Source organism: Larsenimonas rhizosphaerae (assembly GCF_023700005.1).
Taxonomy (GTDB): domain Bacteria; phylum Pseudomonadota; class Gammaproteobacteria; order Pseudomonadales; family Halomonadaceae; genus Larsenimonas; species Larsenimonas rhizosphaerae.
In genome coordinates, this window is record NZ_JAMLJK010000001.1 from 734,442 (window position 1) to 759,552 (window position 25,111).

General features: G+C 56.4%; 25 protein-coding genes and 1 tRNA gene. 6 read left to right on the plus strand and 20 right to left on the minus strand.

Translation table 11 applies throughout. The features are described 5' to 3' along the window. Nucleotides 1-52: 52 nt before the first annotated feature. From bamB to NAT21_RS03350, 13 genes are all read right to left on the minus strand, one after another. Complete coding sequence (gene bamB / locus NAT21_RS03290) at nt 53-1,201, minus strand: outer membrane protein assembly factor BamB (RefSeq protein WP_250935675.1); 1,149 nt, start codon at nt 1,199-1,201, stop codon at nt 53-55. After that, on the minus strand, nt 1,198-1,854 hold the full coding sequence (locus NAT21_RS03295) for a YfgM family protein (RefSeq protein ID WP_250935677.1): 657 nt from the start codon (nt 1,852-1,854) through the stop codon (nt 1,198-1,200). Before NAT21_RS03295 ends, bamB begins: the two co-directional genes overlap by 4 nt. 22 nt (nt 1,855-1,876) lie before the next feature. Further along, the gene (gene hisS / locus NAT21_RS03300; protein WP_250937966.1) at nt 1,877-3,172 is read right to left on the minus strand and encodes a histidine--tRNA ligase; all 1,296 of its coding nucleotides are present in this window, start codon (nt 3,170-3,172) and stop codon (nt 1,877-1,879) included. Between the two features lie 43 nt (nt 3,173-3,215). Further along, nucleotides 3,216-4,334 (minus strand): flavodoxin-dependent (E)-4-hydroxy-3-methylbut-2-enyl-diphosphate synthase, encoded by a 1,119-nt coding sequence (ispG, locus tag NAT21_RS03305; protein WP_250935680.1) that lies wholly within the window; start codon nt 4,332-4,334, stop codon nt 3,216-3,218. 6 nt (nt 4,335-4,340) lie between these two features. Further along, nucleotides 4,341-5,270, minus strand: a complete 930-nt coding sequence (locus NAT21_RS03310; RefSeq protein WP_250935683.1) for a RodZ domain-containing protein — start codon at nt 5,268-5,270, stop codon at nt 4,341-4,343. Next, nucleotides 5,267-6,007: a tetratricopeptide repeat protein gene (locus tag NAT21_RS03315; RefSeq protein WP_250935685.1), complete on the minus strand. Its 741-nt coding sequence runs from the start codon at nt 6,005-6,007 to the stop codon at nt 5,267-5,269. The genes NAT21_RS03310 and NAT21_RS03315 overlap by 4 nt, the downstream gene beginning before the upstream one ends. An 81-nt stretch (nt 6,008-6,088) precedes the next feature. Then, a complete protein-coding gene (rlmN, locus tag NAT21_RS03320) occupies nt 6,089-7,225 on the minus strand; it encodes a dual-specificity RNA methyltransferase RlmN (protein ID WP_250935688.1) in 1,137 nt (378 codons plus the stop codon). A 68-nt stretch (nt 7,226-7,293) separates the two neighbouring features. Next, a complete protein-coding gene (ndk, locus tag NAT21_RS03325; protein ID WP_250935689.1) occupies nt 7,294-7,722 on the minus strand; it encodes a nucleoside-diphosphate kinase in 429 nt (142 codons plus the stop codon). Between the two features lie 161 nt (nt 7,723-7,883). Further along, a complete protein-coding gene (locus NAT21_RS03330; RefSeq protein ID WP_250935690.1) occupies nt 7,884-8,210 on the minus strand; it encodes a HesB/IscA family protein in 327 nt (108 codons plus the stop codon). A 44-nt stretch (nt 8,211-8,254) separates the two neighbouring features. Next, nucleotides 8,255-9,400: an aminotransferase class V-fold PLP-dependent enzyme gene (locus NAT21_RS03335; RefSeq protein ID WP_250935691.1), complete on the minus strand. Its 1,146-nt coding sequence runs from the start codon at nt 9,398-9,400 to the stop codon at nt 8,255-8,257. Between the two features lie 26 nt (nt 9,401-9,426). Further along, the gene (iscR, locus tag NAT21_RS03340) at nt 9,427-9,894 is read right to left on the minus strand and encodes a Fe-S cluster assembly transcriptional regulator IscR (RefSeq protein WP_250935692.1); all 468 of its coding nucleotides are present in this window, start codon (nt 9,892-9,894) and stop codon (nt 9,427-9,429) included. Between the two features lie 64 nt (nt 9,895-9,958). Next, nucleotides 9,959-10,810 carry a serine O-acetyltransferase gene (gene cysE / locus NAT21_RS03345; RefSeq protein WP_250935693.1) on the minus strand — a complete coding sequence of 284 codons (852 nt, stop codon included), beginning with the start codon at nt 10,808-10,810 and terminating at the stop codon, nt 9,959-9,961. Nucleotides 10,811-10,835: 25 nt separating this feature from the next. Next, nucleotides 10,836-11,603, minus strand: coding sequence for an RNA methyltransferase (locus NAT21_RS03350; protein WP_250935694.1), 768 nt, complete (start codon nt 11,601-11,603; stop codon nt 10,836-10,838). 172 nt (nt 11,604-11,775) lie between these two features. Between NAT21_RS03350 and NAT21_RS03355 the strand changes: the two genes are divergently transcribed. After that, nucleotides 11,776-12,579 carry an inositol monophosphatase family protein gene (locus NAT21_RS03355; protein ID WP_250935695.1) on the plus strand — a complete coding sequence of 268 codons (804 nt, stop codon included), beginning with the start codon at nt 11,776-11,778 and terminating at the stop codon, nt 12,577-12,579. A 153-nt stretch (nt 12,580-12,732) separates the two neighbouring features. Here NAT21_RS03355 and secF read toward each other — a convergent pair whose 3' ends face one another. From secF to queA, 5 genes are all read right to left on the minus strand, one after another. Beyond that, nucleotides 12,733-13,638 carry a protein translocase subunit SecF gene (secF, locus tag NAT21_RS03360; RefSeq protein WP_250935696.1) on the minus strand — a complete coding sequence of 302 codons (906 nt, stop codon included), beginning with the start codon at nt 13,636-13,638 and terminating at the stop codon, nt 12,733-12,735. Between the two features lie 10 nt (nt 13,639-13,648). Further along, complete coding sequence (gene secD / locus NAT21_RS03365; protein WP_250935698.1) at nt 13,649-15,499, minus strand: protein translocase subunit SecD; 1,851 nt, start codon at nt 15,497-15,499, stop codon at nt 13,649-13,651. A gap of 60 nt (nt 15,500-15,559) precedes the next feature. Beyond that, nucleotides 15,560-15,898, minus strand: coding sequence for a preprotein translocase subunit YajC (yajC, locus tag NAT21_RS03370; RefSeq protein WP_250935701.1), 339 nt, complete (start codon nt 15,896-15,898; stop codon nt 15,560-15,562). A 76-nt stretch (nt 15,899-15,974) separates the two neighbouring features. Beyond that, nucleotides 15,975-17,096: a tRNA guanosine(34) transglycosylase Tgt gene (gene tgt / locus NAT21_RS03375; RefSeq protein WP_434084395.1), complete on the minus strand. Its 1,122-nt coding sequence runs from the start codon at nt 17,094-17,096 to the stop codon at nt 15,975-15,977. 10 nt (nt 17,097-17,106) lie between these two features. Further along, the gene (gene queA, locus NAT21_RS03380) at nt 17,107-18,159 is read right to left on the minus strand and encodes a tRNA preQ1(34) S-adenosylmethionine ribosyltransferase-isomerase QueA (RefSeq protein WP_250935705.1); all 1,053 of its coding nucleotides are present in this window, start codon (nt 18,157-18,159) and stop codon (nt 17,107-17,109) included. A 112-nt stretch (nt 18,160-18,271) separates the two neighbouring features. Here queA and NAT21_RS03385 point away from each other — a divergent pair. From NAT21_RS03385 to NAT21_RS03395, 3 genes are all read left to right on the plus strand, one after another. Then, nucleotides 18,272-18,358, plus strand: a tRNA-Leu gene (locus tag NAT21_RS03385). 674 nt (nt 18,359-19,032) lie between these two features. Continuing rightward, entirely contained in the window at nt 19,033-20,877 is a 1,845-nt protein-coding gene (locus NAT21_RS15565; RefSeq protein ID WP_250935707.1) for an acyltransferase family protein, read from the plus strand. Nucleotides 20,878-21,376: 499 nt separating this feature from the next. Further along, nucleotides 21,377-21,895 (plus strand): lysozyme family protein, encoded by a 519-nt coding sequence (locus NAT21_RS03395; protein ID WP_250935709.1) that lies wholly within the window; start codon nt 21,377-21,379, stop codon nt 21,893-21,895. A gap of 54 nt (nt 21,896-21,949) precedes the next feature. Here NAT21_RS03395 and NAT21_RS03400 read toward each other — a convergent pair whose 3' ends face one another. Continuing rightward, nucleotides 21,950-22,246 (minus strand): ElaB/YgaM/YqjD family protein, encoded by a 297-nt coding sequence (locus NAT21_RS03400; RefSeq protein WP_250935711.1) that lies wholly within the window; start codon nt 22,244-22,246, stop codon nt 21,950-21,952. Between the two features lie 396 nt (nt 22,247-22,642). Here NAT21_RS03400 and NAT21_RS03405 point away from each other — a divergent pair, with 396 nt between their 5' ends. Further along, nucleotides 22,643-23,281: a LysE family translocator gene (locus tag NAT21_RS03405; protein WP_250935713.1), complete on the plus strand. Its 639-nt coding sequence runs from the start codon at nt 22,643-22,645 to the stop codon at nt 23,279-23,281. 69 nt (nt 23,282-23,350) lie between these two features. After that, nucleotides 23,351-23,836 (plus strand): NUDIX hydrolase, encoded by a 486-nt coding sequence (locus NAT21_RS03410; RefSeq protein ID WP_250935716.1) that lies wholly within the window; start codon nt 23,351-23,353, stop codon nt 23,834-23,836. Nucleotides 23,837-23,864: 28 nt separating this feature from the next. Here NAT21_RS03410 and NAT21_RS03415 read toward each other — a convergent pair whose 3' ends face one another. Further along, nucleotides 23,865-25,052, minus strand: a complete 1,188-nt coding sequence (locus NAT21_RS03415; RefSeq protein WP_250935719.1) for an NAD(P)/FAD-dependent oxidoreductase — start codon at nt 25,050-25,052, stop codon at nt 23,865-23,867. Nucleotides 25,053-25,111: the final 59 nt, after the last annotated feature.

The window sequence follows — 25,111 nt, forward strand, 5'->3', positions numbered from 1 at the left end:
AAGAGGGAAAGGCTCCGGCCATCCTGATATCAGAATGGCCGAAGTTGCCTGATTACTGGCGCGCCTTGAGCGTATAGGCGACCAGGGTGCCATCATTGTTCAGGGCATAGAGATGCTGCCCGTCACTGAGAAGGCCGACGCTGATACCGTCTCCGCCGATGTTGTCACGGCCGATCAGTTCGCCGCTGCGGGCGTCCAGCACATGAACATATCCCTTGTAATCGCCTACTGCGAGCTTGCCATCGATCAGGGCCGGTGCGCTGAGCTTGCGGCCCTGCAGATCGTCCGTCTGCCAGATGACCTGCCCGGACTTGGCGTCCAGCGCGAGGATGTCGCTCTTGTCATTGATCGTGAAGAGGTAGTCACCGGCCAGCAAGGGCGTCGTGTAGCTGGACTCGTCACGTTGCCAGATCGGTTGCCCGTTCCGGGCATTCAGGGCGACGATCCTGCCGTTGTAGCTGGTGACAAACAGACGACCATCCTTGGTGAGAAGCGGCTGGCCGTTGATATCCACCAGCTGATCGACATCGGTACGGCCCCTGGGAACGGCAATCTGCTGGCTCCAGAGTGGCGCGCCGCTGCGGTTGTCAAAGGCGGTCAGGCGACCATTCGAAAACCCGGCGAAGGTCACCGGCTCGATCGTACGGGGCGTACCCGTGCCCCGAAGCGTCAGTGCCGGCTGCGAGGCGGTATACAGCCATTTCTGTTCACCGGAAAACCGATCCAGAGCCGTCAGCGTGCCATCGATGCCCTGTGTGACGACAAGGCCGCTGTTGAGCTGCGGAGGGGCAAGCACTTCACTGGCAACGTTGCTTTTCCATGCAATATCACCATTGGTGGCGTCCACCGAGAGGATATGGCCGTCCCGGGTACCGAAGTACAGCCTGCCCGAATCCAGAGTCAGGCCACTGGAAATGTGATAATCCAGGTCCGTTTCCCACCGCACTTCACCAGAGGCCGTGTCGATGGCTTCAAGGTGGCCTTCGGCGCTGCCGGCATAGATCATGCCGCCGCCCAGGGCCGGTGAGATCGGGTAGCGCGCGCGGCCCAGGCTACCGACCCCTTCTGCCCATACCGTGTTCAATGACACGCTGGTGCTGATGTCCTTAAGCGGTGTCGGCGGGTTTTCGGGCGGGTTACCGGCACAGCCGGCGAGCAGGGCAACCAGCGCCGCCGGCGCAATCAGGCGAGTCAGGCTCATGGGGCCTCCTTGGGCGCAAGGTCATCGATTTTCAGTTGGAGTCCGAAGATGGGCTGGTCACTGTCGGTGGCGGCCTTCTGGGCCTGCTGATAGGCAGAAAGCGCCTTGTCGGCGTCCCCTTGAGCCTTCCAGATGTCGCCGCGAAGTGCCAGCACCTGTGCATTCAGACTGTCTATAGTGACGTTCTCAAGCGTTGACATGGCCTTGTCGGGTGTCTGTGCAGCCAACTGCAGGCGTGCCAGATTCAGCCGCGCTACCTGCGTGACGTAGTTGTCATCACTGTTTGAGACTACATCGGCGAGAATGCTGCGGGCACTGTCAAGTTCGCCATCATCCACGGCCAGCCGGGCCTGAATCAGTCGCGCCAGCTCGGCATAGAGTGATCCGTCATCCTTTTGCAGGATCTGGTCAATCAGCGTGTTGGCTTCACCACGCGCCTGTTCATTGGTGGACTGACCGACCACCTGAATCAGTTGCTGATAACGGGCTGAAGCGGCCGCAGCCTGGCTTTCCTGATGGCTCTGCCAGTATTTCCAGCCGAATACGGCAATGCCGGCCAGCAGTGCACCCACCACGATCGAGCTGCCGGAGGATTTCCACCAGCGCTTGAACGCGTCGATTTGTTCACTGTCATCTCGTACTTCATCAACCACAGGGGGCTCCTTGTCCGGGCTGTCAGTGCTCGGTAGCGGCCGGGAACCGTTCGGTGAGCAATGCCACCAGTGACGGTTGATCCAGCGTGGTCTGGTCGGTGTCGTCGCGCAGGTATTTAACGCTTACGGTATGTTCGGACAGCTCGTCTTCGCCAAGAATGAGGGCCAGCGATGCACCGCTGCGGTCGGCCTTCTTCATTCGGCTCTTGAAACTGCCGCCTCCGCAATGCACCTGTACTCTCAGACCGGGCAGGGCATCACGCAATGTCTCACCCAGCAGCAGTGCCTGCGACTGGCCGTGATCGCTCATGGCCATCAAATAGACATCCACGTTGTGATGCAACTCAGGTGGTACGAGTCCCAGCGTATCAAGCAGAAGCACCAGACGTTCGATGCCCATGGCAAAGCCCACGGCCCTGGTGGGCTTTCCACCAAGCTGTTCGACAAGGCCGTCATACCGCCCGCCGGCACAGACGGTACCCTGACTGCCCAGCGCTGTCGTGGTCCACTCGAATACGGTGCGATTGTAGTAATCCAGCCCACGCACCAGGCGCGGGTTGATAACGTAGGCAATACCAGCGGCATCAAGCAGGCGTTTCAGTGATTCAAAATGGTCCTGCGACTCACGGTCAAGGTGCTCCAGCAGCTGAGGAGCGCCTTCGATCAGGTCCTGCATGGCCGGGTTCTTGCTGTCCAGAATCCTCAGTGGATTGGAGGTCAGGCGCCGCCGGGAATCTTCGTCGAGCTGGTCTTCATGAGCGGTAAAATAATCCACCAGCAGTGAACGATAGGCACTGCGCGCTTCGTTGGAGCCCAGCGAGTTCAGTTCAAGCGTTACGTGCTCATTCAGCCCCAGCTGTTTCCATAGCCGTGCTGTCAGAAGAATGGCTTCAGCATCGATATCGGGACCATCCAGACCGAAGATTTCGACACCGACCTGATGGAACTGGCGATACCGGCCCTTTTGGGGACGTTCATAACGAAACATCGGACCGGTGTACCACAGGCGCTGGGTCTGGTTGTGCAGCATCCCGTTTTCAATGGCTGCTCGCACTACGGCAGCGGTGCCTTCCGGACGCAGCGTCAGGCTGTCTCCGCTGCGATCATCGAAGGTATACATTTCCTTTTCGACGATGTCGGTCACTTCGCCGATGGAGCGTTTGAACAGCGACGTCTGTTCAAGAACAGGGGTGCGTATTTCCTGATAGCCGTAGCGGCTCATCAATGCCTGGATATGTCCTTCAAAATACTGCCAGAGCGGGGACTGCTCCGGCAGAAGGTCATTCATGCCACGAATGGCTTGTACCTTGCTCAAAATCTACTCCTGAACCAGATCCGGCCGGTGGCGGGCCGGTTGAAGATTATTGTCCGTCGCTGGTGATCAGCCGGGCCATGTCGGCTTCCTTGGCAGCGGCCTTGTCACGAATCAGCTTTTCCAGGTCATCGACCAGATGGTCGTTGCGCAGTTTACTGGCTGGCTTGCCATCGATATAGACCAGGTTGTTCGGGCTGCCACCGGTCAGGCCCAGATCTACTTCCTTGGCTTCGCCCGGGCCATTCACCACGCAGCCAATCACGGCCACATTAATGGGGGTCATGACATCTTCCAGACGCTCTTCAAGGGCATTCATGGTGCTGATGACATCGAAATTCTGCCGCGAGCAGCTGGGGCATGCAATAAAGTTGATTCCCCGACTTCTGAGCTTGAGGCTTTTCAGAATATCGAAGCCTACCTTGATTTCCTCTACCGGGTCAGCCGCCAGTGAAACGCGGAGGGTGTCGCCGATGCCGTCCATCAGCAGCATGCCAAGGCCTACCGAGGATTTGACGGTGCCCGAACGCAGGCCACCGGCTTCGGTGATGCCCAAGTGCAGGGGCTGCTCGATCTGATCGGCGATCAGGCGATAGGCCTCTACTGCCATGAAGACATCGCTGGCTTTCAGTGACACCTTGAAGTCCTGAAAATCCAGGCGATCAAGGTAGTCGATGTGACGCATCGCGGATTCGACCAGGGCGGCCGGAGTTGGTTCGCCATATTTTTTCTGCAGGTCCTTTTCCAGAGAGCCTGCATTCACGCCGATCCGGATGGAAATGCCATTGGCTCGGGCCGCTTCCACTACTGCCTTGACACGATCCTCGCGCCCGATGTTACCCGGGTTGATTCGCAGGCAGTCTGCACCCAGCTCGGCGACGCGCAGGGCAATACGGTAATCGAAGTGGATATCGGTCACCAGCGGTACGCTGACCCGCTTCTTGATCCTGCCGAACGCTTCGGCGCAGTCCATGTCGGGGACGCTGACCCGAACGATATCGGCGCCGGCGGCGGCGATGCGTTCGATCTGATCGACGGTGGCATCCACGTCGAGGGTATTGGTATTGGTCATGCTCTGAACCGAAATCGGGGCGTCGCCGCCGACCGGAACGGAACCGACATGAATTTTCCGCGATACCCGGCGAATGATCGGTGTTTGGTTATTCATGGTCTTCTACTGATTCAGAGTGAATTTGGCGACATTGTTGCTGCGTGTATGGGGGGCAAGGTTAACCTGCTCGCCGTTTAGACGCAGAGTAACATGACTGGCGTTGCCAATGGTTAACCTGAATGGAGGTGTGCCTTCGGCCTGTGCTGTCGTCCCGGCAGTCTGAAGGCCACTGATGACGTTTTTACCACTGCTGTCTGTAATGCGAACCCAGGAATCCTGAGCAAAGGACATGGCCAGGGTCGGTACGGCCGTGTCAGCGTCGGTCGCGACTGGGGCTGATGAGGTATCAGGCGTTGCGCTGTCAGCCACTTCCGGCGTGGATGGAGCAGTCTCCTCGGTCGCCGGGGTCGCCGGTTCAGTGGTTGGCGCGGTGTCCTGCTGTTCCGGGGTAGGGGACACCTGTGCCGTCGTATCCGGTATCTCGATTGGCGTGGGTATCTGAGTGATCGATTCAGAGGCAGGCAGGGCCGTTGTGTCGACGCCATCGTCCGTAACGTCCGGGGTATTGTCGCGGCTTTGCCACCATACCAGGGTCAGCCCTGCCAGTACTGCAATGACGAGCAGGGTGAACAGGCGGAAGACGATGCGGCCCAGCCGCCCCGGCCGGCCACTTCGCGGCTTGATGGTCTGGATGGGGGCAGCGCGAGGGGTGCTGGCATCCTCACGTCCAAACTGACGGTCATGCGCATCCACAATGATGGCTTCGTCCATATGGAGCAGACGGGCGTAAGAGCGCAGGTAGCCGCGGCGATAGGCTGCTATCTGAACCTTGTCGAACTGATTACGTTCAAAATCGTCCACGAGCGACGGCTTCAGGTTCAGCTTTCGCGCCACGGTGTCGACGCTTAACCCCTGACGTTCGCGCTCTGCCTTCAGCAGTGTGCCCGGCATGTGAAGGGTGTCCTGGATCGGGGTGTCGTGGCGCTCAGTCATTCAGCAGTGTCCTTGTTATTTATGGGGGCCGGTACGGGTGTCTGGGGCGATACGGTCTGGAGCCGTTTACCTTGAAGTTCATCAAGCAGCGACTGACTTTCCTGGTCCACACCGGCGAGCCGTTGGTACTGGCGCACGGCCTGCTGTGCAGCGGCCCTGTTATCCAGGCGCTGCGCGAGGCGTGCTTCAAGCAGGTAGGTACGAGCATAGCGTGGGTCGAGGGTTCTGGCCCGGTCAAGGCTGGTCGCGGCCTGGTCCAGCTGTCCCGTGGCCAGTCGGCACTGGCCCAGGTTGGCATAGAGCTGGGCGCGCCGCGCATACTCCGTATCTGCGGAGGCACGCTCGAGTTGATCACAGGCTTCGGAATAGCGCTGCTGTCTGAACAGAAAGGTGGCGTAATTGTTCCGCGCCTGAGTCATGGACGGCGCTTCGGCGAGCGTCTGCCGGTAATACTGCTCGGCCAGGGCCGAATCGCCCTGACGCTGTGACAGAAGGGCCATCCCCTGGAGGGCGTTGGCATCGGTTGGTGACAGCGCGATGGCATGAGTCAGCGCCTGACGGGCTCGGCTGACATCTCCGCGCTTCAGATAGGCAAGCCCCAGATCCGTATAGGCCCCGGCGGCGGCCTCCGACGTACTTTCCTGCGTAAGGGCCCCCTGGTGTGCACAGCCGATCAACAGTACCGCGCTGACGGCAGTAATCATCAGCCGGGTAAGCAGGCGTCGGTGCCGAATCATTAAAATACCACCAGGTTAAGTCAGTCGTTGGTATGAATACATGTTCATAAAAGCGCTGACAGGTCCGCAAGTCAAGCGGTGCTAGCCTGCATCAATGGACAATGTCTTTATATAACGCTCCTGGCGGCGCGTACGATCCTTGACGCGTCCTACCAGCTGGCCGCAGGCGGCATCAATGTCATCGCCACGTGTCATGCGGACGGGGGCCGCATAACCTCGTTCGAAGAGCCATTTCTGGAACCGCATGATCTGATTGCGCGACGGCTTTTCATAGCCTGATCCGGGAAACGGGTTGAAGGGGATCAGATTGATCTTGCAGGGCAGTTCGTCGAGCAATGTCGCCAGTGCTTCGGCGTGCTCCTGTTGATCATTGATATCCTTGATCATGGTGTACTCGACCGTGATCATGTGAATGCCGGGGCACTTGTCGAGGTAGCGCTTGCAGGCATCCAGCAGTGTGCGGATATCGTACTTTTTGTTGAGGGGGACCAGCGTGTTACGCAGTTCATCGAACGGGGCATGAAGCGAAATGGCCAGGCTGACTTCGATGTCATCGCCAAGCCGGTCAATCATCGGGACGACGCCGGACGTTGACAGGGTAACTCGACGCTTCGACAGACCATAGGCATTGTCGTCCAGCATCAGGTGCATGGATGCGACTACCGGTTCATAGTTGAGCAGTGGCTCACCCATGCCCATCATGACCACATTGGTGACCGGGCGGTGTGTCGAGTCCTTGAGTCCGCCACCACTTTTGGTCGCGACCCAGACCTGACCGATGATTTCTGCGCTGGTCAGGTTTCGCTGGAAACCCTGCTTGCCGGTTGAGCAGAAGCTGCAGTCCAGTGAGCAACCAACCTGGGAGGATACGCACAACGTACGGCGCTGCCCGTTCTCCGAAGGAATCAGAACCGTCTCAACGAAGCTTCCATCCCCGACTTCCAGTACCCACTTGCGGGTACCGTCCTTTGACTGGCCTTCATATACAATGCCGGGCGCACGAATTTCAGCAACGGCCTCAAGCTTTTCACGCAATCCCCGGGACAGGTTCGTCATGAGAGAGAAGTCGTCACAGCCTTCGGCATGGATCCACTTCATGACCTGGGTGGCGCGAAATTTCTTTTCCCCCATATCAATGAAGAATTGTTCCATCTGCCGCCTGGTCAGGCCCAGCAGGTTGGTGCGTGAAGGAGCGGTAGCTGAAGTTGTCATGGGCATCGGGTCATCACAGGAAGAAAAGTGGCGACTTGCGTCGCCACTTGGGAAGAAGTGCATTCTTCGACAGATTAACCGCGCGAGCAGATCTCGCCGTCTTCGAAGAAAAAGGCTACTTCACGTGCAGCTGACTCGGAAGAGTCGGAACCATGAACGGCGTTGGCTTCAACGGACTGGGCGAAGTCGGCGCGGATGGTGCCGGCGTCAGCCTTCTGCGGATCGGTGGCACCCATCAGTTCACGGTTTGTAGCGATGGCGTTTTCGCCTTCAAGCGCCTGAACCATGACCGGGCCGGACGTCATGAAGCCAACGAGGTCGTTGAAGAACGGACGTTCCTTGTGCTCGGCGTAGAAGCCTTCGGCCTGAGCCTGGCTCAGCTGCATCATTTTGGCTGCAACAATGCGCAGGCCGTTCTTTTCGAAGCGCGCGTAGATTTCACCGATGGCATTCTTGGCAACGGCGTCAGGCTTGATGATGGAAAGTGTACGTTCAACAGCCATGATAAGGCTCCTGTTTTATAAAATGGATGTCCTGGGACAATACGAGCATGTGCGTCGTTCGATGACGGCGCACCATGTCAGATAACAGCAGACAGTGTCTGCGCGCGACGCGGCATTATAGCGACTTGCCCGGCGCCTTGCACTGCCTGCGGGGAGCGGTGCTATACGCTGAAGCTTTCGCCGCAGCCACACTCGTCCTTGACATTGGGATTATTGAACTTGAAAAACCGGTTCAGTCCCTCGTTGACGTAGTCAACTTCCGTTCCGTCGAGGATAGTGAGTGCTTCATCGCCGATGAATACCCTGGCACCATGTTCTTCGAACATGTGTTCGTCGGGCTGGGTGTCATCGGCAAAATCGAGCACGTAGCTGTAGCCTGAGCAACCGCTGGGCTTGACGTTGACACGTAGGCCGAGGCCTTTTCCGCGTTCATCAAGGACAGTATTGATCTGCCTGGCAGCGGCAGTGGTAATTCCGATCCGGGCCATGTTCACCTCCCGGTGAGCCTGTGAGTGAGAAAGTGGGGCATTGTTCATGCCCGTAGTGTAGTCAGTGCATGCGACAGTTCAGCAAGCGCATTATCGATATCCTGCTCTCGGGTAAAGCGGCCGAAGCTGAAGCGGATCGAGGCCAGTGCATCTTCGCGAGGAACGCCGATGCCGGTCAGCACATAGGACGGGTCCACGCTTGCTGAATTGCAGGCCGAACCGGTGGAGATGGCCAGCTTGCGGAGCGCCATGATGAGTGACTCGCCCTCGACCCCCTTGAAACCGACATTGATGATGTTGGGCACACTGCCCATCAGCGGTGAATGAACGTGAGTGCCGGTCAGTGCCGCCAGCCCCTCACGGAACCGGGCATTCAGAATGTGCAGGTGATCATGATCCCGCGCATAGTCTTCACCGGCCAGTCTGAACGCTTCACCCATGCCGACAATCTGATGGGTAGGCAGCGTGCCCGAGCGCATGCCACGCTCATGGCCACCGCCGTGAATCAGTGGCTCGATCTGAAGCCCCCTGCGTACAAACAGGGCACCGATGCCCTTGGGTCCGTAGGCCTTGTGGGCTGACAGCGACATCATGTCCACTGGCAGATGCTGAACATCAATGGGAGTCTTGCCGACCGCCTGAGCCGCGTCCACGTGGAATACTGCGCCGTGGGCATGGACGATCCGGCCGATGGCCATCAGGTCGTTTTCGGTGCCCAGTTCATTGTTGACTGACATCAATGATACCAGTGTGGTATCGCTGCGCAGGGCATTTTGTACCGATTCAGGAGAGATGCGCCCTTCGTGATCCGGAGCAAGCCAGGTCACTTCGAATCCTTCAGCTTCGAGTGCCATGGCCGTATCAATCACGGCCTTGTGCTCGATGGATGAGGTCACCAGATGGTGACCCTTGTCACGGTGGGCTCGCATGTATCCGGTCAGTGCCAGGTTATCGGCTTCTGTCGCCCCGGACGTCCATACAATTTCACGTGGATCGGCACCGATGGTATCCGCGACCTGGCGTCGCCCGCCTTCAACGGCCTGCTCGGCGAGCCAGCCGGCCATGTGACTTCGGGAGGCGGGGTTGGCAAAGGTGCCATCCTCCGTCAGAAAGTCCATCATCAGGCGCGCTACCCTGGGGTCAACCGGGGTGGTCGCGGCGTTGTCCAGATAAATCAACGGCGCTGTCATGAAAGGAACCCTGTGTGATAAGCCTGTCAGGCTGACGTGATGGTCAGTGGTTGGGGCGTGTCATCAATCTGACGCTGTGCTACCTGCTGCACCTCGCGGCGATCCAGCAGTTCTCCCAGCGTGATGCCATCGAGAAAGTCATGGATTGCCTCGGACAAGTCGCACCACAGGTGGTGTGTCAGACAGGTGTCGCCATGATGGCAGTCGCCAAGCCCCTGACAGCGGGTCGCATCGATTGATTCGTTAACGGCATCAATAATGGCTGACACGGTAATATCGGCGGGGGCGTGGTTGAGTAGATAGCCACCGCCCGGGCCGCGGACGCTTTTGACCAGTCCCTGTCGGCGCAGCCTGGAGAACAGCTGCTCCAGGTAGGATAGGGAAATTTCCTGGCGTTTTGAAATGTCGGCGAGACTCAAGGGGCCCTGGTTCTGGCGAATCGCAAGATCCAGCATGGCCGTAACGGCGTACCGCCCTTTGGTCGTGAGACGCATGGCATTTCCTGTAATAACCCTGAAAAAGTCAGGTTATTGTGTTAATCCCGAGTGGATTAGTCAACTATTTTTCGGGGGGGGATGTCGTGGACGCTTCCCCATCCGGTGGGACGTCGTGTCGAGGGGCGCAGGGATAATCAAGTTCATCCAGCACCGCGATGAAGTCTGCACGGTCAAGGTGCGGCATGTCGCCGGAACGAAAGCTGTCATCAATATGACGCAGGGCACTGCACATCTGATCCATGCGCTGATCCATGGCATGCATATGATCGAGCATGGCATGCATGGAGCGTGCTACCGGGTCCGGCATGGATTCGCCGATGCCATAGGCATCAAAGCCGAATTTGTCCTGTATGGCCTTGCGACGCACTTCATCTTCACTGGAGGGTGGATCGGTTTCCTGGCGCGTCTTGACGATGCGGCCTGGGATGCCGACCACCGTAGCGCCCTCGGGTACATCCTTGGTCACTACCGCATTGGAGCCTACCCGACTGTTGTGACCCAGTTCGATGGGGCCCAGAATCTTGGCGCCGGCACCGACGATAACGCCATTGCCCAGTGTCGGGTGACGCTTGCCCTTGTTCCAGGTTGTCCCTCCGAGCGTTACGCCGTGATAGAGCGTGACATCATCACCGACGCAGGCTGTCTCGCCGATCACGACACCCATGCCATGGTCGATGAAAAAACGCCGTCCGATTGTCGCTCCCGGATGAATCTCTATGCCGGTAATCCAGCGTGCCAGCGTCGAGAGAACGCGGGCGGGCCACTTGAAGTTGCGTGTCCACATTACATGAGAAACGCGATGTGCCATGACCGCATGAAGTCCCGGATACGTGGTTAGCACCTCAAAGGTGGTGCGGGCTGCCGGGTCGCGCGAGAACACGCTTTGAATGTCTTCCTTGAGCTGTGACAGCATGTCGATGTTCCTGCGCAATGGCATTTCAGCGAGGTGGGGTAAACTTGTCAAAGGAGCTCAGCATGCCGCGAAGGATGTTGACCTCCATGTCATCAAGCCGAGTACGCATCAGCATGCGCCGCATTCTTGCCATCAGCTGGCGGGGCATGGCGGGGTCATGAAATCCCGAACGAATCATGCTCTGTTCGAGATGCACGAACAGTCGCTCCACATCTTCCTGAGCGGCCGGGGGGCGGTCCCAGGCGACGCCGAAGTATTCACTGCCACTGTCCGCGGACGTTTCGGCGGCCAGCATGCCCTGACGGCATTCATAACTTATGACCTGAATGGCGGCGGCCAGGTTGAGTGAGCTGTATTCCGGGTTGGCCTGGATATGCACATGCAGGTGGCAGCGCTGCAGCTCGTCATTGGTCAGCCCGGAGTCCTCGCGACCGAACAGGATGGCCACTCGACCCTGTGGCTCGCCTTCGTCACGCATGATTTCACGCGGAAGCCGTGTTGACAGCTCGCGAGGGGAAATCATGGGCCAGGGGAGCGTTCGCGAACGGGCGCTGCAGCCCACCACCAGGGTGCAGTCGCCGATGGCATCATCAAGATTATCCAGCGTGCGGCTCTGGTGCAGGATATCTTCGGCCCCCGATGAGCGAGCGATGGCTTCACCTTCAACGGGTTCACAGCGGGGATTGACGAAAACCAGGTCACTCAGCCCCATGGTCTTCATGGCGCGGGCGGCACCACCGGCGTTGCCGGGATGGCTGGTTCCCAGCAGAATTATGCGAATACGATCAAGCATGGTGTCAGGCTACCATTGGCGTGCTGTAAAAAGGAGGCATTCTAGCATGGTCAACGCCGCCTGACCGCGCATCGCGTATCTATTGCACCGAGACATGCTCGCCGTAGAGCGCTTTTTTTGATAGAATCGCCGGGTTCTTTAACATCCTGTTTTCACCGCTCAAGGCCTGATCATGCACCCTATGGTCCAATTCGCGTTGCGCGCACTGCGCGGCGCATCTGAACAGCTTAATCGTGTCCGGGACCGCCTGGACATTGCTCGTGAAACCCAGTCCGAGGATACGCTCCTCGCCGACACGGCCCGTTTCATCGAAGAACAGATTGCCCGGCAGTTTGCCAAGGGCTATCCGCTGCACGGTATCAGTGGTCGCTATATTCCCTGGAAGGATGGTGAAGGCGAAGGCGCTGACTACCATTGGAAGATCGATCTTTTCCACGGGTATGAAAACCTGTCGATCAACGCGACCGGTTGTGCCATTTCCATGGTGTGCCTGTTCAAGGGGCGCCCGGAACATGCCGTCATTATCAGCCCGTTTACCGATGACGAATACATCACCAGTCGTGGTCGTGGTGCTCACTACAACGGCAAGCGGATGCGAGTAAGCAACGCCGTCTCCACCGATAATGCGCGAATTGCGCTGGGTCTGCCGGAAATGCGTGTGCGTCAGCGCTATTTCCCGGATTACATGGTCATGACTCAGCGCCTTGGTGCGCAGGCATCGGTTATTCGTACCCTTGGTTGTCCGATCCTTGATATTGCCGAAGTCTCTTCCGGTCGCGTGGATGCTGCCATCGTGCAGGGAATCGACGAGCAGGAACTGGCCATCGGTCAGCTGATGCTCAAGGAGTCCGGTGCACTGATTGGTGCTCCGAACGGTGCTCCACAGGTTGAAGTGGATGGTGCCCTGATGGCTTCCGGTGCGCGGCTCTACAAGCAGCTGGTCAGACAGATTCAGCCGCACCTGATCCGTACCTGAGCGGATATGACACAAAAAAGCCCGGCCAATTGGCCGGGCTTTTTTGTGTCTGTTTCCTGGTCTCGCAGGACGCTGGAGGGGGAAAGCGGCGTACGCCCTGCCGACATGGAAAGACATGTCGGCAGGGCCATGAGCCTGTCAGTGGCTTTTCAGTCAGGGCAGCTCGTCGTCGACGGCTTCCTTCTTGGCAGGAATCAGGTCTTCGCGCTGCAGCTTGAAAACCAGAAGCAGGGCAGATGCCACGTATACTGACGAGAAGGTACCCAGTACGACACCAATGATCAGCGCCAGCGAGAAGTTGTGGATCATGTCCCCGCCAAGGAAATACAGCGCCAGCAGTACCAGCAGGGTTGTGCCCGAGGTCGAAAGGGTACGTGCCAGGGTCTGATTGATGGCGTTGTTGAAGATCCTTGGCATATCGCTGGTCTGGGATTTGCGGATGTTCTCGCGAATCCTGTCGTAAACGATAATGGTGTCATTGAGCGAGTAACCAATGACCGCCAGCACGGCTGCCAGCACTGTCAGGTCAAACTCGATCTTGAACAGAGAGAACACGCCGAGCAGGATGATGACGTCATGCCCCAGTGACAGCAGTGCGCCAAGGGCAAACTTGTACTGAAACCGAAAGGCAACATACAGGGCGACGACACCCAGGGCGACCAGCATGCCGAGGCCGCTCTGGTCGCGGAGCTGGTCACCGACCTGCGCACCGACAAATTCGGCGCGTACCAGACTGACCGGGTTGTCAGCATTGTTCAGGGCACTGGTTACACTGTCTCCGACGCTCTGGTCATACTTCTGCTGAAGGCGCACCAGGATGTCGTTGGCCTCCCCGAAGGTCTGCACCGAAAAATCCTGATAGCCCGCCGTAGACAGTGACTGCCGAACCACATCGAGTTCAGGTGCCTTGTCGTAGCTGACTTCCACCAGTGTGCCACCGGTAAAATCCAGCCCCAGATTAAGGTGCTGAACTGCCAAAGTGCCAATGGCGACCAGCGTGAGCAGGATGGAGACGACAAAGGCCGCCACCCGTTTGCCCATGAAATCGAAACTTGTCATTACCGTCTCCTCAAATCCAGAGTTTTTTCAGCGACTTTCCGCCGATCGTGAGGTTGGTAATGGCACGACTCACCATGATGCCGGTAAACATCGAGGTCAGAATGCCCAGTGACAACGTGACCGCAAACCCTTTTACGGGCCCGGTGCCGATCGAGAACAAAATCAGCGCTACCAGCAGGGTGGTGATGTTGGCGTCAAGAATCGAAGTGAAGGCGCGCTCATAGCCGGCGTGAATGGCCTGTTGAGGGCTCATGCCGTTTCGCAGTTCCTCTCTGATGCGCTCGTAAATCAGTACGTTGGCATCCACCGCCATCCCGAGGGTCAGCACGATACCGGCAATACCCGGCAGCGTCAGTGTTGCTCCCAGCAGGGACATGGCAGCAATCAGCAGGCTCAGGTTGATGGCCAGGGATGTATTGGCAATCAGGCCAAAGGCCTTGTAGCGCAGGAGCATGAACAGGACGACCAGTACCAGGCCTACCTCGACCGACAGAACACCCCGGTTGATGTTTTCCTGCCCAAGGCTTGGCCCGATGGTACGTTCCTGCGCAAAGTAGATAGGTGCAGCCAGCGAGCCGGAACGCAACAGCAGCGACAGTTCAGAGGCTTCCGTTGGAGAGTCAAGTCCGGTAATGCGGAAGCGGTTGCCCAGCGCACTCTGGATGGTTGCCAGACTGATGATGCCCTTTTCGGTATACGGCGTGCGCTTTTCGACCTGCTTGCCGTTTTCCATCACCGTGCGAGTACGGCTCTTGTGCTCGATATAGAGCACGGCCATGTTCTTGCCGATGTTCGAGCGAGTGGCGCGATTCATCTTTGAGCCGCCCGGGCCATCCAGATTGATGTTGACCTGAGGCTGGCCATTCTGATCAAAGCCCTGGCTGGCGCTGGACACGCTGTCACCCGTGATGATGACATCATTGGACAGGTTGGCCTTGCGCGAGGGGTCGTTCCGGAAGCCAAACGTTTCCACTTCACTGGCCTGAGCATCCGCCGGGGCTTCAAGGCGAAACTCCAGGTTGGCTGTTGCACCCACCACGCGCTTGGCGGCTGCCGTGTCCTGAACGCCGGGCAACTCAACCACGATGCGGCTTGGTCCCTGACGTTGTACCAGAGGCTCGGATACGCCCAGCTCGTTGACACGGTTTCGGATGGTGGTCAGGTTCTGCTTGACCGCGTAATCCTGGATATCGGTCACGGCCTTGTCCGTCAGCGTCATGACCAGCTGGTGCTCACGCCCCTGTTGCCGTGTCGTGAATTCGAACTGATTGTACTGGGAGCGCAGTTCGCCTTCGGCTTTTTCCAGCTCGCCTTCATTGAGGAACGAGAAGGTGATGGCCCGGTCGCGAACGCTGTTGTCGCGGTAGCGAATGCGTTCATCACGCAGGGTTTCACGCATGGCACTGGCATCAACATTCATGCGCTGAGTGACAGCGGCATCCATGTCGACTTCCAGCAGAAAGTGAACACCGCCACGCAGGTCCAGTCCGAGCTTCATGGGCTTGGCACCAATGGCGCGAAGCCAGTCCGGCGTGGAGTCTGCCAGGTTCAGGGCAACCACATAGCCTTCACCAAGCGCATCGGTGACAACGCTTCTGGCCGAAAGCTGCTGGTTTGCATGTTCAAGGCGAATCAGGGCGCTACCCTGGTTGATCTCGGTGGCCTTGACGTCGATACCGGCCTGCTCAAGCGCACTGGTGGCCTGACTTATATTCTGCTGACTGATGGCCTTGACGCCGCGTTCGCCGCTGATCTGGATGGCCGGGTCTTCCGGGTACAGGTTGGGCAGGGCATAGATAAAGCCCACGGCAAGCACAAGAAGTACAATCAGGTACTTCCAGATGGGATAACGGTTGAGCATCGGGGCTCTGTCCTGGTTGCTGACGGATCGAGGAGGGCCGGCATGACCGGCCCTTCAGGCTTACAGAGACTTGAGGGTGCCCTTGGGCAGGACCGCAGCGACGGCGTTCTTCTGAACGTTGACTTCAACGCCTTCGGAAACTTCCAGAGTTAGAAACTCTTCGCCTACCTTGTTGACACGACCTACCATGCCTCCGCCGATTACGATCTCATCACCCTTGGAAAGTTCGGTAATGAGTTTCTTGTGCTGCTTGGCCCGCTTTGACTGGGGGCGCCACAGCAGGAAATAGAAAATCAGCACGAAACCGACCAGCATAACGATCTGGCCGATGGCGCCCGCGCCGCCGGCGCCCGCGCCGCCGTCGGCCGCCTGAGCTGTGGAGATCAGGTAGTCCAGCATGGAAAGTCCTCTTCAAGAGCATGGTGAAACAGGGGCCGACCAGTGTCGGGCCCGCAGTTGGAACGTCGCGCCGGCTTCAGGTCGAAGCCAGTGCCGGTACCGGCAGGTCGCGTCGCGTGTAAAACTCGTTTACGAAGTCCGACAATGTACCCGCTTCAATAGCCCCGCGCAAACCGGCCATCAGCCGCTGATAGTAGCGCAGGTTATGGATGGTATTGAGCTCCGCGCCCAGCATTTCACCGCAGCGATCCAGGTGGTGAAGGTAGCTTCTTGAAAAGTTCTGGCAGGTATAGCAGTCGCAGCCTTCTTCCAGCGGTGACGTGTCATGGCGATGGCGTGCATTGCGAATTTTGACAGTGCCATCCGCCGTGAACAGATGGCCGTTACGTGCATTGCGGGTCGGCATGACACAGTCGAACATGTCCACACCCCGGCGTACGCCCTCAACCAGATCCTCGGGCTTGCCGACGCCCATCAGGTAGCGCGGTTTATCGGCCGGCATCATGTCGGGCAGGTAGTCGAGCACCTTGATCATCTCTTCCTTCGGCTCACCTACCGACAGGCCTCCGATGGCCAGGCCGTCGAAGTCCATGGCTTCAAGGGCCTTGAGCGAGCGTTCGCGCAGATCACGGTGCATGCTGCCCTGTACGATACCGAACAGCGCCGCACGAGAATCGCCATGGGCTTTCTTCGAACGCTCTGCCCAGCGAAGTGACAGCTCCATCGAGCGTTCTGCCTCGTCATGCGTGGCCGGGTAGGGCGTGCACTCGTCAAAGATCATGACGATATCCGAGCCCAGTGAGCGTTGGATGGCCATGGATTCTTCGGGGCCCATGAAAACCTTTGAGCCATCAACTGGTGATCTGAAATGGACGCCCTGTTCGGTGATCTTGCGCATTTCGCCCAGCGAGAATACCTGGAAGCCACCGGAATCGGTCAGGATCGGCTTGTCCCACTGGGCAAAGTCGTGAAGATCACCGTGTGCTTCGATGACCTCCGTACCTGGGCGAAGCCACAGGTGAAAGGTATTGCCGAGTATGATTTCAGCACCGATGGCCTTGATTCGCTCAGGGGACATCCCCTTGACGGTGCCATAGGTACCTACCGGCATGAAGGCCGGTGTTTCAACCGTGCCACGGGAAAAAGTCAGACGGCCGCGCCGGGCGCGGCCATCCGTGGCCGATGTTTCAAACGTCATGTCGCACTGGTCACGCATGAGAAGGAGACTCCTTGGGGGCTCGGGTCAGGAACATGGCATCACCGTAACTGAAGAAACGGTAGCCCTGTTCAACCGCCGCCTGATAGGCCTGTTTGACGGCTGCCGTACCGGAAAAGGCACTGACCAGCATCAGCAGTGTGGATTCAGGGAGGTGAAAATTGGTGATCAGCGCATCAACGCAGTGCCACTGATACCCGGGATAAATGAAAATGGCGGTATCTCCCTGAAATGGTTCAAGGGTGCCATCTTCCCTGCTGGCGCTTTCAAGGCATCGAACACTGGTTGTACCCACTGCAATGACGCGGCCACCATTGGCGCGCGTGGCGGCCACGGCGTCACAGGTTGCCTGGCTGACATTGAGCCACTCGCTGTGCATCTGGTGGTCCTGAATGTTGTCGACCCGTACCGGCTGAAAGGTGCCCGCGCCGACGTGCAGGGTGACATAGGCGGTATTTACCCCCTGATGTGCCAGGCGCGCCATCAGGGCCTCATCAAAATGCAGGCCGGCAGTTGGTGCGGCAACGGCTCCGTCATGGCGAGCATAGACGGTCTGATACCGGCTGCGATCGCCGAGCTCGTCCTCTCGCTCTATATAGGGCGGCAGTGGCATGTGGCCGTGCTGGTTAAGCAGTTCCACCAGGGGCGTATCACCCAGAAAGCGCAGCTCGAAAAGTGCGTCACGCCGGCCCTCTACAACAGCCTCTATTCCCCCTTCAAAAAGGAGGTGCGTGCCTGGGCGAGGAGACTTGCTGGAGCGAAGGTGCGCCAGCCCGGTGTGAGCGTCCAGGGGGCGCTCCAGCAGCATTTCAACCTTGCCACCACTGGCTTTTCGGCCAAACAGGCGGGCAGGGATAACACGCGTATCGTTGAATACCAGCAGGTCGCCCGGCTCGACCAGGTCGAGGATTTCTTCAAAGTGGCGATGATCAATATCGCCACTGGCACCGTCCAGGCAAAGCAGGCGGCAATCGGTTCGCTGCTCGCTGGGGTAACGGGCAATCAATTCATCAGGGAGGTCAAACTGGAAATCGGCGCGCTGCATGAAAGGCCTGTGCATCATCCGGCATTAAAAAGGAGGGCCATGATACCTGCCTCTCGCGCGCAAGTCATTGACGCGGGGCTCAATGCCCGTATAATACGCTCCGTCCTCATATGCCGGAGTGGCGAAATTGGTAGACGCAGGGGATTCAAAATCCCCCGGGCTAACCCCCGTGTCGGTTCGAGTCCGACCTCCGGTACCAGATATGAATCTGAAAAATCGCCATCAAGGCGATTTTTTTGTTTCAGGCTGCCAGTGCAGATTCCCTGCCAGCTTGTTGGCCTTGCCTCTCAAGCGATAACGCTCCCCTTGTTTGAATATTCTCGATCCGCTGCCCTGCAGACCGCTCGGTGTCGCAGGATTATTGCGTCCCTCGCGCCGGGTCACTGCCTGTATTTAATGCGCTGATCGTTGGCACGAGAGTGCGATAAAGTCATGCCGCTGTGCGTATTAGCCTCGATATATCAACGGGCTTTCCATATACTTCGCACGCAACTATTAATCCTGCTTATCTAATATCCTTTTGTGTGATTTTTGGATATGCCTCTTCAGATGCGATCAATTTCTACATTTATCCTGGCGAGCACCTCAGTCGACAGGGATGCGGGCTTATATCGATGTGTATATGGGTTTTTCTTATATGAATGAGTGCGCTGATACCTTTTTCATGCCCAAGATGTTGAATAAAAAGATAAACATGCAGCAAGGGTCAATCGATCTTTTTTGAAAGGCTGTTTTCCATAACATATTTTCAAAAAAAAATCCTGGCGATATCGGGTGTTTATTTTCTAATACTTTGAACTCAGTCTTTTATTGTATTGCTCCAATGCGTCATTTCTTTAGAATAAGTTATGCTTCAGGTTCAGGGAAAATACCGTGAAATTCAGGAAGGACATAAATGGTCTAAGGGCCATTGCAGTAATGGCTGTTGTTTTATTCCATTTTAATTCGTTCTGGGTGCCGGGCGGCTTTGCTGGTGTTGATGTGTTTTTTGTTATTTCCGGATTTTTGATGACCGGAATAATATTCAGGGGGATCGATCGCCAGACCTTTTCCCTCTGGAAATTTTACAAGGCACGTGCAGACAGGATAATACCCGCTCTGGCCGTGCTTTGTTTGGCACTTGCATTATTCGGCTGGTTTTTTGAGTACGATGTGGTCTACAAGACCATATCAAAACACATTATTGCCTCCCTCGGATTTATTTCAAATATCATTTACTGGCGTGAGTCAGGTTACTTTGATGCCTCTTCCCATGAGAAGTGGTTATTACATACCTGGTCGTTATCCGTTGAGTGGCAGTTTTATATAATTTATCCCCTGGTACTTGTTGTCCTGCGAAAGCTGATGTCGGCAGGGGCAACAAGAGTAATCATCCTGCTGGGGGCTGTGGCAGGATTTGTCTTTTGTGCCGTTGCTACGTCAAGAGCACCTGATGCGGCTTATTTCCTGCTGTCTACCAGGGCCTGGGAAATGATGGTCGGGGGGGTGGCCTGCCTTTATCCCTTCAGCTCAGGAGAGAAGTGGAAAAAGCCGCTGGAGTGGGTCGGTCTGGCGTTGATCATTATTTCCTGTTTTCTGGTATCCGAAGAAAACCCATGGCCGGGCTATCTGGCGGCTCTGCCTGTGCTGGGTGCCTTTTTTGTTCTTCAGGCACAGCGCAATGACAGTTTGATAACGGGAAATGTCCTGTTTCAGAAGCTGGGTGCCTGGTCCTACTCGATTTACCTGTGGCACTGGCCGCTGGTTGTATACATGTATAGCTATATGGCCATCACTGCCGTTAACAGCCTTTTGCTGATAGGTTTATCAATCATATTGGGTATGTTGTCCAACATGTTTGTCGAGCGAAAGGCGTCAGGAAAAGCGATGCTGGCATTGTGGCTGGCAGCGTTGGGCGCTGCGGGTATTGTATATATGAATAATGGCCATTTTGATATCAGGGACAGGTCCAATGATGCGGGAAACCAGTTCATAACCTCTTATAATAATTACAAGATGGATCCGACCGGATTATTCAATAAATGTAATGCCTCATTGCAGATGCGTGATACCGGCAAGCCGCAGGTGGATGATATCTGTATCAGTTCAACTACAGGCGGTGTGTTCCTGTGGGGCGATTCACATATGGGGTCCCTGTCGACGGGATTGCGTTACGAAATGCCAAAGGGCATGCCTTTTAGTCAATTGACCTCATCCGGTTGTCCGCCATCCTTTACCATGAAAAGAAACGGATCGGACCGGTTTGATCAGGGGTGTGATTATTCAAATGGAATGGCCTACAGGGCCATCATGAAAGCCAGGCCTGAAGTTGTCATACTGGGTGCTGCTTCTCATCATGAGAGTGTTGACTGGAGTGAAACGGTTTCCAGACTGCATGATATGGGTGTGCCTCGTGTAATTATAATGGGCCCCTTCCCACAATGGGAACCGTCCTTGCCTCAAGCGTATGTTACAAGGCATATGGGTGAGAAATATATTTCAGACTTTACATTTACTCGATCGTTGATCGACAGTAATAACTATCTGAAAGCGCTGCATGCCAAAAATGATGATTTTGTATTCGTCGATATGCTGGATCACCTGTGTTTTACCAATGACAGAGGTCATTTAAGCTGTCGGGCGAGGGTGGGCGATAGTCTTATAACCTTTGATTATGGACATCTGACTGTTGAAGCTTCCCGGTTTGTTGCCAAAAACTATGTAGTTCCTCTTTTGTAAGACATTTTGTGTTTCATATCTCGGCGCCAGTGTGAAAACACTGGCGCTTTTTATTATTCAGTATTTATGCACCAGCGTTGATCCATCTTTTTCATTTCGCATTTCTTCGTTGCTTTATATGCTTTCTTTTCCATCGGATCCTTACGTGTTTTCGGGCCTTTTTGATGTGGTAGTACACACTGTCTCGCTCTCGCCTTTAATTAACATGGGTTATCCGGTTCTGTCGGTTCATGTGAATTTAACGTTCCCTGTCAGTATGCGGTAACCGCACGACTTCACTGCCATGACTGAATACAGCGGCTCCGTGATTTTTCCTGCACATGAGTTTTAACTGATTTTGTGAATTTCCCTTGATATCGGAAGGTGCAGTTGATTGCCCGATTTGTGGTACTAAATAATGGTGTACTCTAATTATAATTAATTTTTTCGTCTTTTAGCGTTACAGCTTTGGTATGGCGCCCTGTCATACCTTTAACACGCTGAGATGCAGGAGACGTCAATGTCCTTTCAAGAGACGGCGGAACGTTTGTTTGGGTTCAGGAAAGGGTTTCGTGCAGATTATCGCAATGCCATGCACTGGACGGGCGCTCAACTCGGGCAGGGGGAACTGAAGGGATGCCAATCCGGCCTTTATGCCTGTTTTCATCCGCATCTGAGTCTGGCGCAGTTAAGCCGGCCGGATATCTTTCATGCTTATTATTCCCGGTATTGGGTGCCTCTGGATATGGAGGGAATGCCGGTTGAGCTTGCAGTATTTTATCTTGATACCGCGCTGGCGATCGGTGCTGATAATGCGCTTCGGTTACTACAGGATGCGTTGGGGATGCGTGCCGATGGCTGGATTGGTGCCCATCTCAGGCAAGCCTGGCATTCAGAAGAGCCTTCAAGGGTGGTGCTGGCACTGTGCGCCCGTCGGCTCAGGTTCATTGCGAGTGGGCCGGCATGGGGAGATCAGCAGCGGGAAGAATGTATGGCATTGATTGAAGGACTCGAAAGCCTTTCTGACATTACGCAGTAGCATAAGGATAAAACCCGCCGCAGGGCGGGTTTTATACGTAGTAAATCCGGTCAATCAGCGGCGGCGGCCCAAAAGAATACCGGCAATCAAGCCTGCAGCAGTTCCTGCAGCGATGTAGGACCAGCTGTTGTCATGGACATGACGGTCAAGATCATATGCCCGGCGCTGCCCGTATTCGTAGGCACGGCGGCCATCAGTTCCGAGCCTTGCGCGCGCGCGGCCAAGGTGCTCACTGGCATCGCTGCCCAGTTCTTCCAGGCGATGACGTGACCGTTCCGTGCCTGAGGCCAGTTCATCATGCCAGCGTTCCATGGCTCGACGACGATCGCGGCTAGAGCGAAATATACCCATTGAGTGTCCTCCTGACGGATGGGGGATAAAAAAATCCGGTCATGATGTCATGACTGGCTCATAGCGTAGCCCTGAACAGGGGCCTTTGCCCAGTCTTCAGAGGTATTTACATATTGTTTCAAAAAGACATGAAAAGAAAAGTGCATATGCAGGTGGACTGCTGTAATTTTTCTAATGTATTAATATTTTTGTACTAGTAGTTGTTAATCATTTTCGTGTCTGGATATGACGAATCTGAACAGGCAGGTGTTGATCACCTGCCTGTCGGCAGAATGGCCCTTTGGCGGTTTTGAAAGCTTGCTTTCAAACCGCTTTTTTTTGTCTAGTAGTTCCTGTGAAGAAGGCAGGGGGTATCCATCCCCACGATGTTTATTTTCAAATTTCTTTCGGTGAACAATGACACTGACGCAGTGGCTGCCTCTGGCCGTGGTATGTAGCCTGGGGGCGGTATCGCCAGGACCCAGCCTGGCCATGGTCTTGCGACACACCCTCAAGGGTGGGGCATCCCGCGGTATGATGGCAGCAGTATCACATGCACTGGGTGTGGGAGCATATGCTCTGCTGACCGTGGCTGGCATCGGCTGGCTGTTTGAGCAGTGGCCCATGTTGTATCAGGGGGTGTCACTGCTGGGCGCGTGCTATCTGGCATGGGTTGGGGTGCAGGCATTGAGCGCCGCTCGGCAACCATCAGCTACTGATGCCACGGCCGTGCCAGCCACGGTTGACCCATCCCCCTGGAAGGATGGGATATGCATTGCACTGGCCAACCCCAAGTTGATCGTGTTTTTTCTGGCGTTGTTGAGCCAGTTTGTCGATCCGACTTCAACTACGAGCGATCGCGCGACGATTGTCCTCACCGCCCTGATTATTGATGGCCTCTGGTACGTCATGGTGGCGCTGGTTCTGTCGCGTCCTCGGCCGCTTGGCTGGCTGCGTCAGCGGGAGTCCGTGATAGACCGGCTGACAGGCTGGGTGTTGCTTGCTCTGGCGGCCGGCGTGTTTCTGGATACATTCATGATGGTCGGGCCACTGTAAGGCAGGTCAGAAAAGGATATCTATTACGTGTCAGTGTATTCAAGGCGTGCTGCAGGGGAGCGTGTACAGTTGGCTACCTCGTTGGGCGCATGTTGCGGTTCGACGTCCAGAGCGATGCTTCGTCGTTTGAGGCTTTGGCATTTTGCCAGCTACGTATTTGTGATCAATCGACGGGATGAGCTGTGTGTTCAGCATCGAACCGATGACAAGGACGTCTTTCCCGGCATGCTGGATCTATGTGCCGGTGGCGTTGTTGCAGCAGGGGAGACCTGCCATGTGGGCGCAGCGCGGGAGGCCAGTGAAGAGCTTGGAGTTTCCGGGCAGTTGAACCCGGTCGGACAGTTCTGTTATCCGCCCTTGAACGTGCATGGTGCCGTGTACTGGCTGCGCTGGGAAAGGGAGATTACCCCTCAGCCGGAAGAGGTAACGCACGTTGAATGGCTCGATATCCAAACGGTGCTCACTCGTGAACATGTCACTCCGGATAGTCGTGAAGCATTGATGCTGTGGTTGCGTCAGGAGAGCTGCCCGCTGAAGGGCAGGCAGGCTCTTTGATAGGTAGGCCTCTGATGCCTGTGGCCCCTTAATGCAGCGCTCCAGATAGTGTCTTGCTGTCCGTGATTGTCGGCGACTCGAGCAACGCACGTGCCTTGTCCAGACGGTCTTCCAGATTGATCAGCATGACACCTTTCAGCTGATCGCCCTCCAGATAGTAAAGCACGCCCTCCTGCATCGGTGTTTTCCAGTCCTCGATTACGTCAAGGCGGCTGTCTGCCAGGCCGACCGCCTGAAACTTGATATCAAACACATTGGAATAGAAGTAGGGCGTATGGGTATAGCGCTCGGTGCTCCCTGTCATGTTATGACCGGCTACCGGCCCCATCATGTTGGCATTATCCACATGCTCTACTCGCTGTCGGCCCATTCGCTTGTCCGGATAGCTGGCAACGTCGCCCGCAGCAAGGATATGAGGGTCGCTGGTGGTCAGGTGCTCATCGACGACTATGCCATCCTCCACTTCAAGCCCGGCCTGCTCTGCAAGCTGTGTGTTGGGCGAAATGCCGAGTCCGGCGGCCAGTACTTCGGCATGGACGGTCTCGCCACTATCCAGAGTGACCGTGACGCCGCCGTCATCCTGTGTGCCCTCGGTTACTTCACACCCAGTCATGACCGTAACGCCGTGCCGGGTGAAGGTGTCTTCAAAATGACTGGCAAATTCAGACGGAAACAAGGCGGCACCCAGGGTGTCGTCCGGTGTGATCAGGGTAACCTTGCACTCTTGCTGAACCAGCGCGGCGGCCAGCTCGAAACCAATGTATCCGCCACCGACCACCACCATGCTTTTTTTAGCGGCAGCGTGCTCTCTCAGCGTTTGGTAATCGTTCAGGCTTCGAAAATAAAGAACTTCCGGGCTGGCTGAAAGGCCGGGCAGGGTATTGGGCGTGCCTCCTGTCGCCAGCAGCAGCGCGCGGTATGCAAAGGTTTCGCCCTCCTGCGTAGTGACTGTCCGTGATTGCCGGTCAAGGGCTGTCGCCACGGTGCGCGTATGGAGCGCGACGTTATCGTCATCTGACAGCAGCCAGATATCTTCCTGAGTAAAGTCCGGATCGGTCCAGAGTTTCTTGGAGAGTGCCGGGCGGGCAATCGGCCCCTGGGGCTCTTCTGTCAGCATGACAATCGAGCCGTGCGTGTCCCTTTCCCTGATCGCCTTGACGGTAGTGGCTGCGACCATGCCGCCGCCGATGATGAGATAATCGCATGTGTCTTTCATGCTCGCTCCTTGAGTCGTATCGAGAGTGAGGCGGGCCATTTCCCTGAGCCCGTATCCGG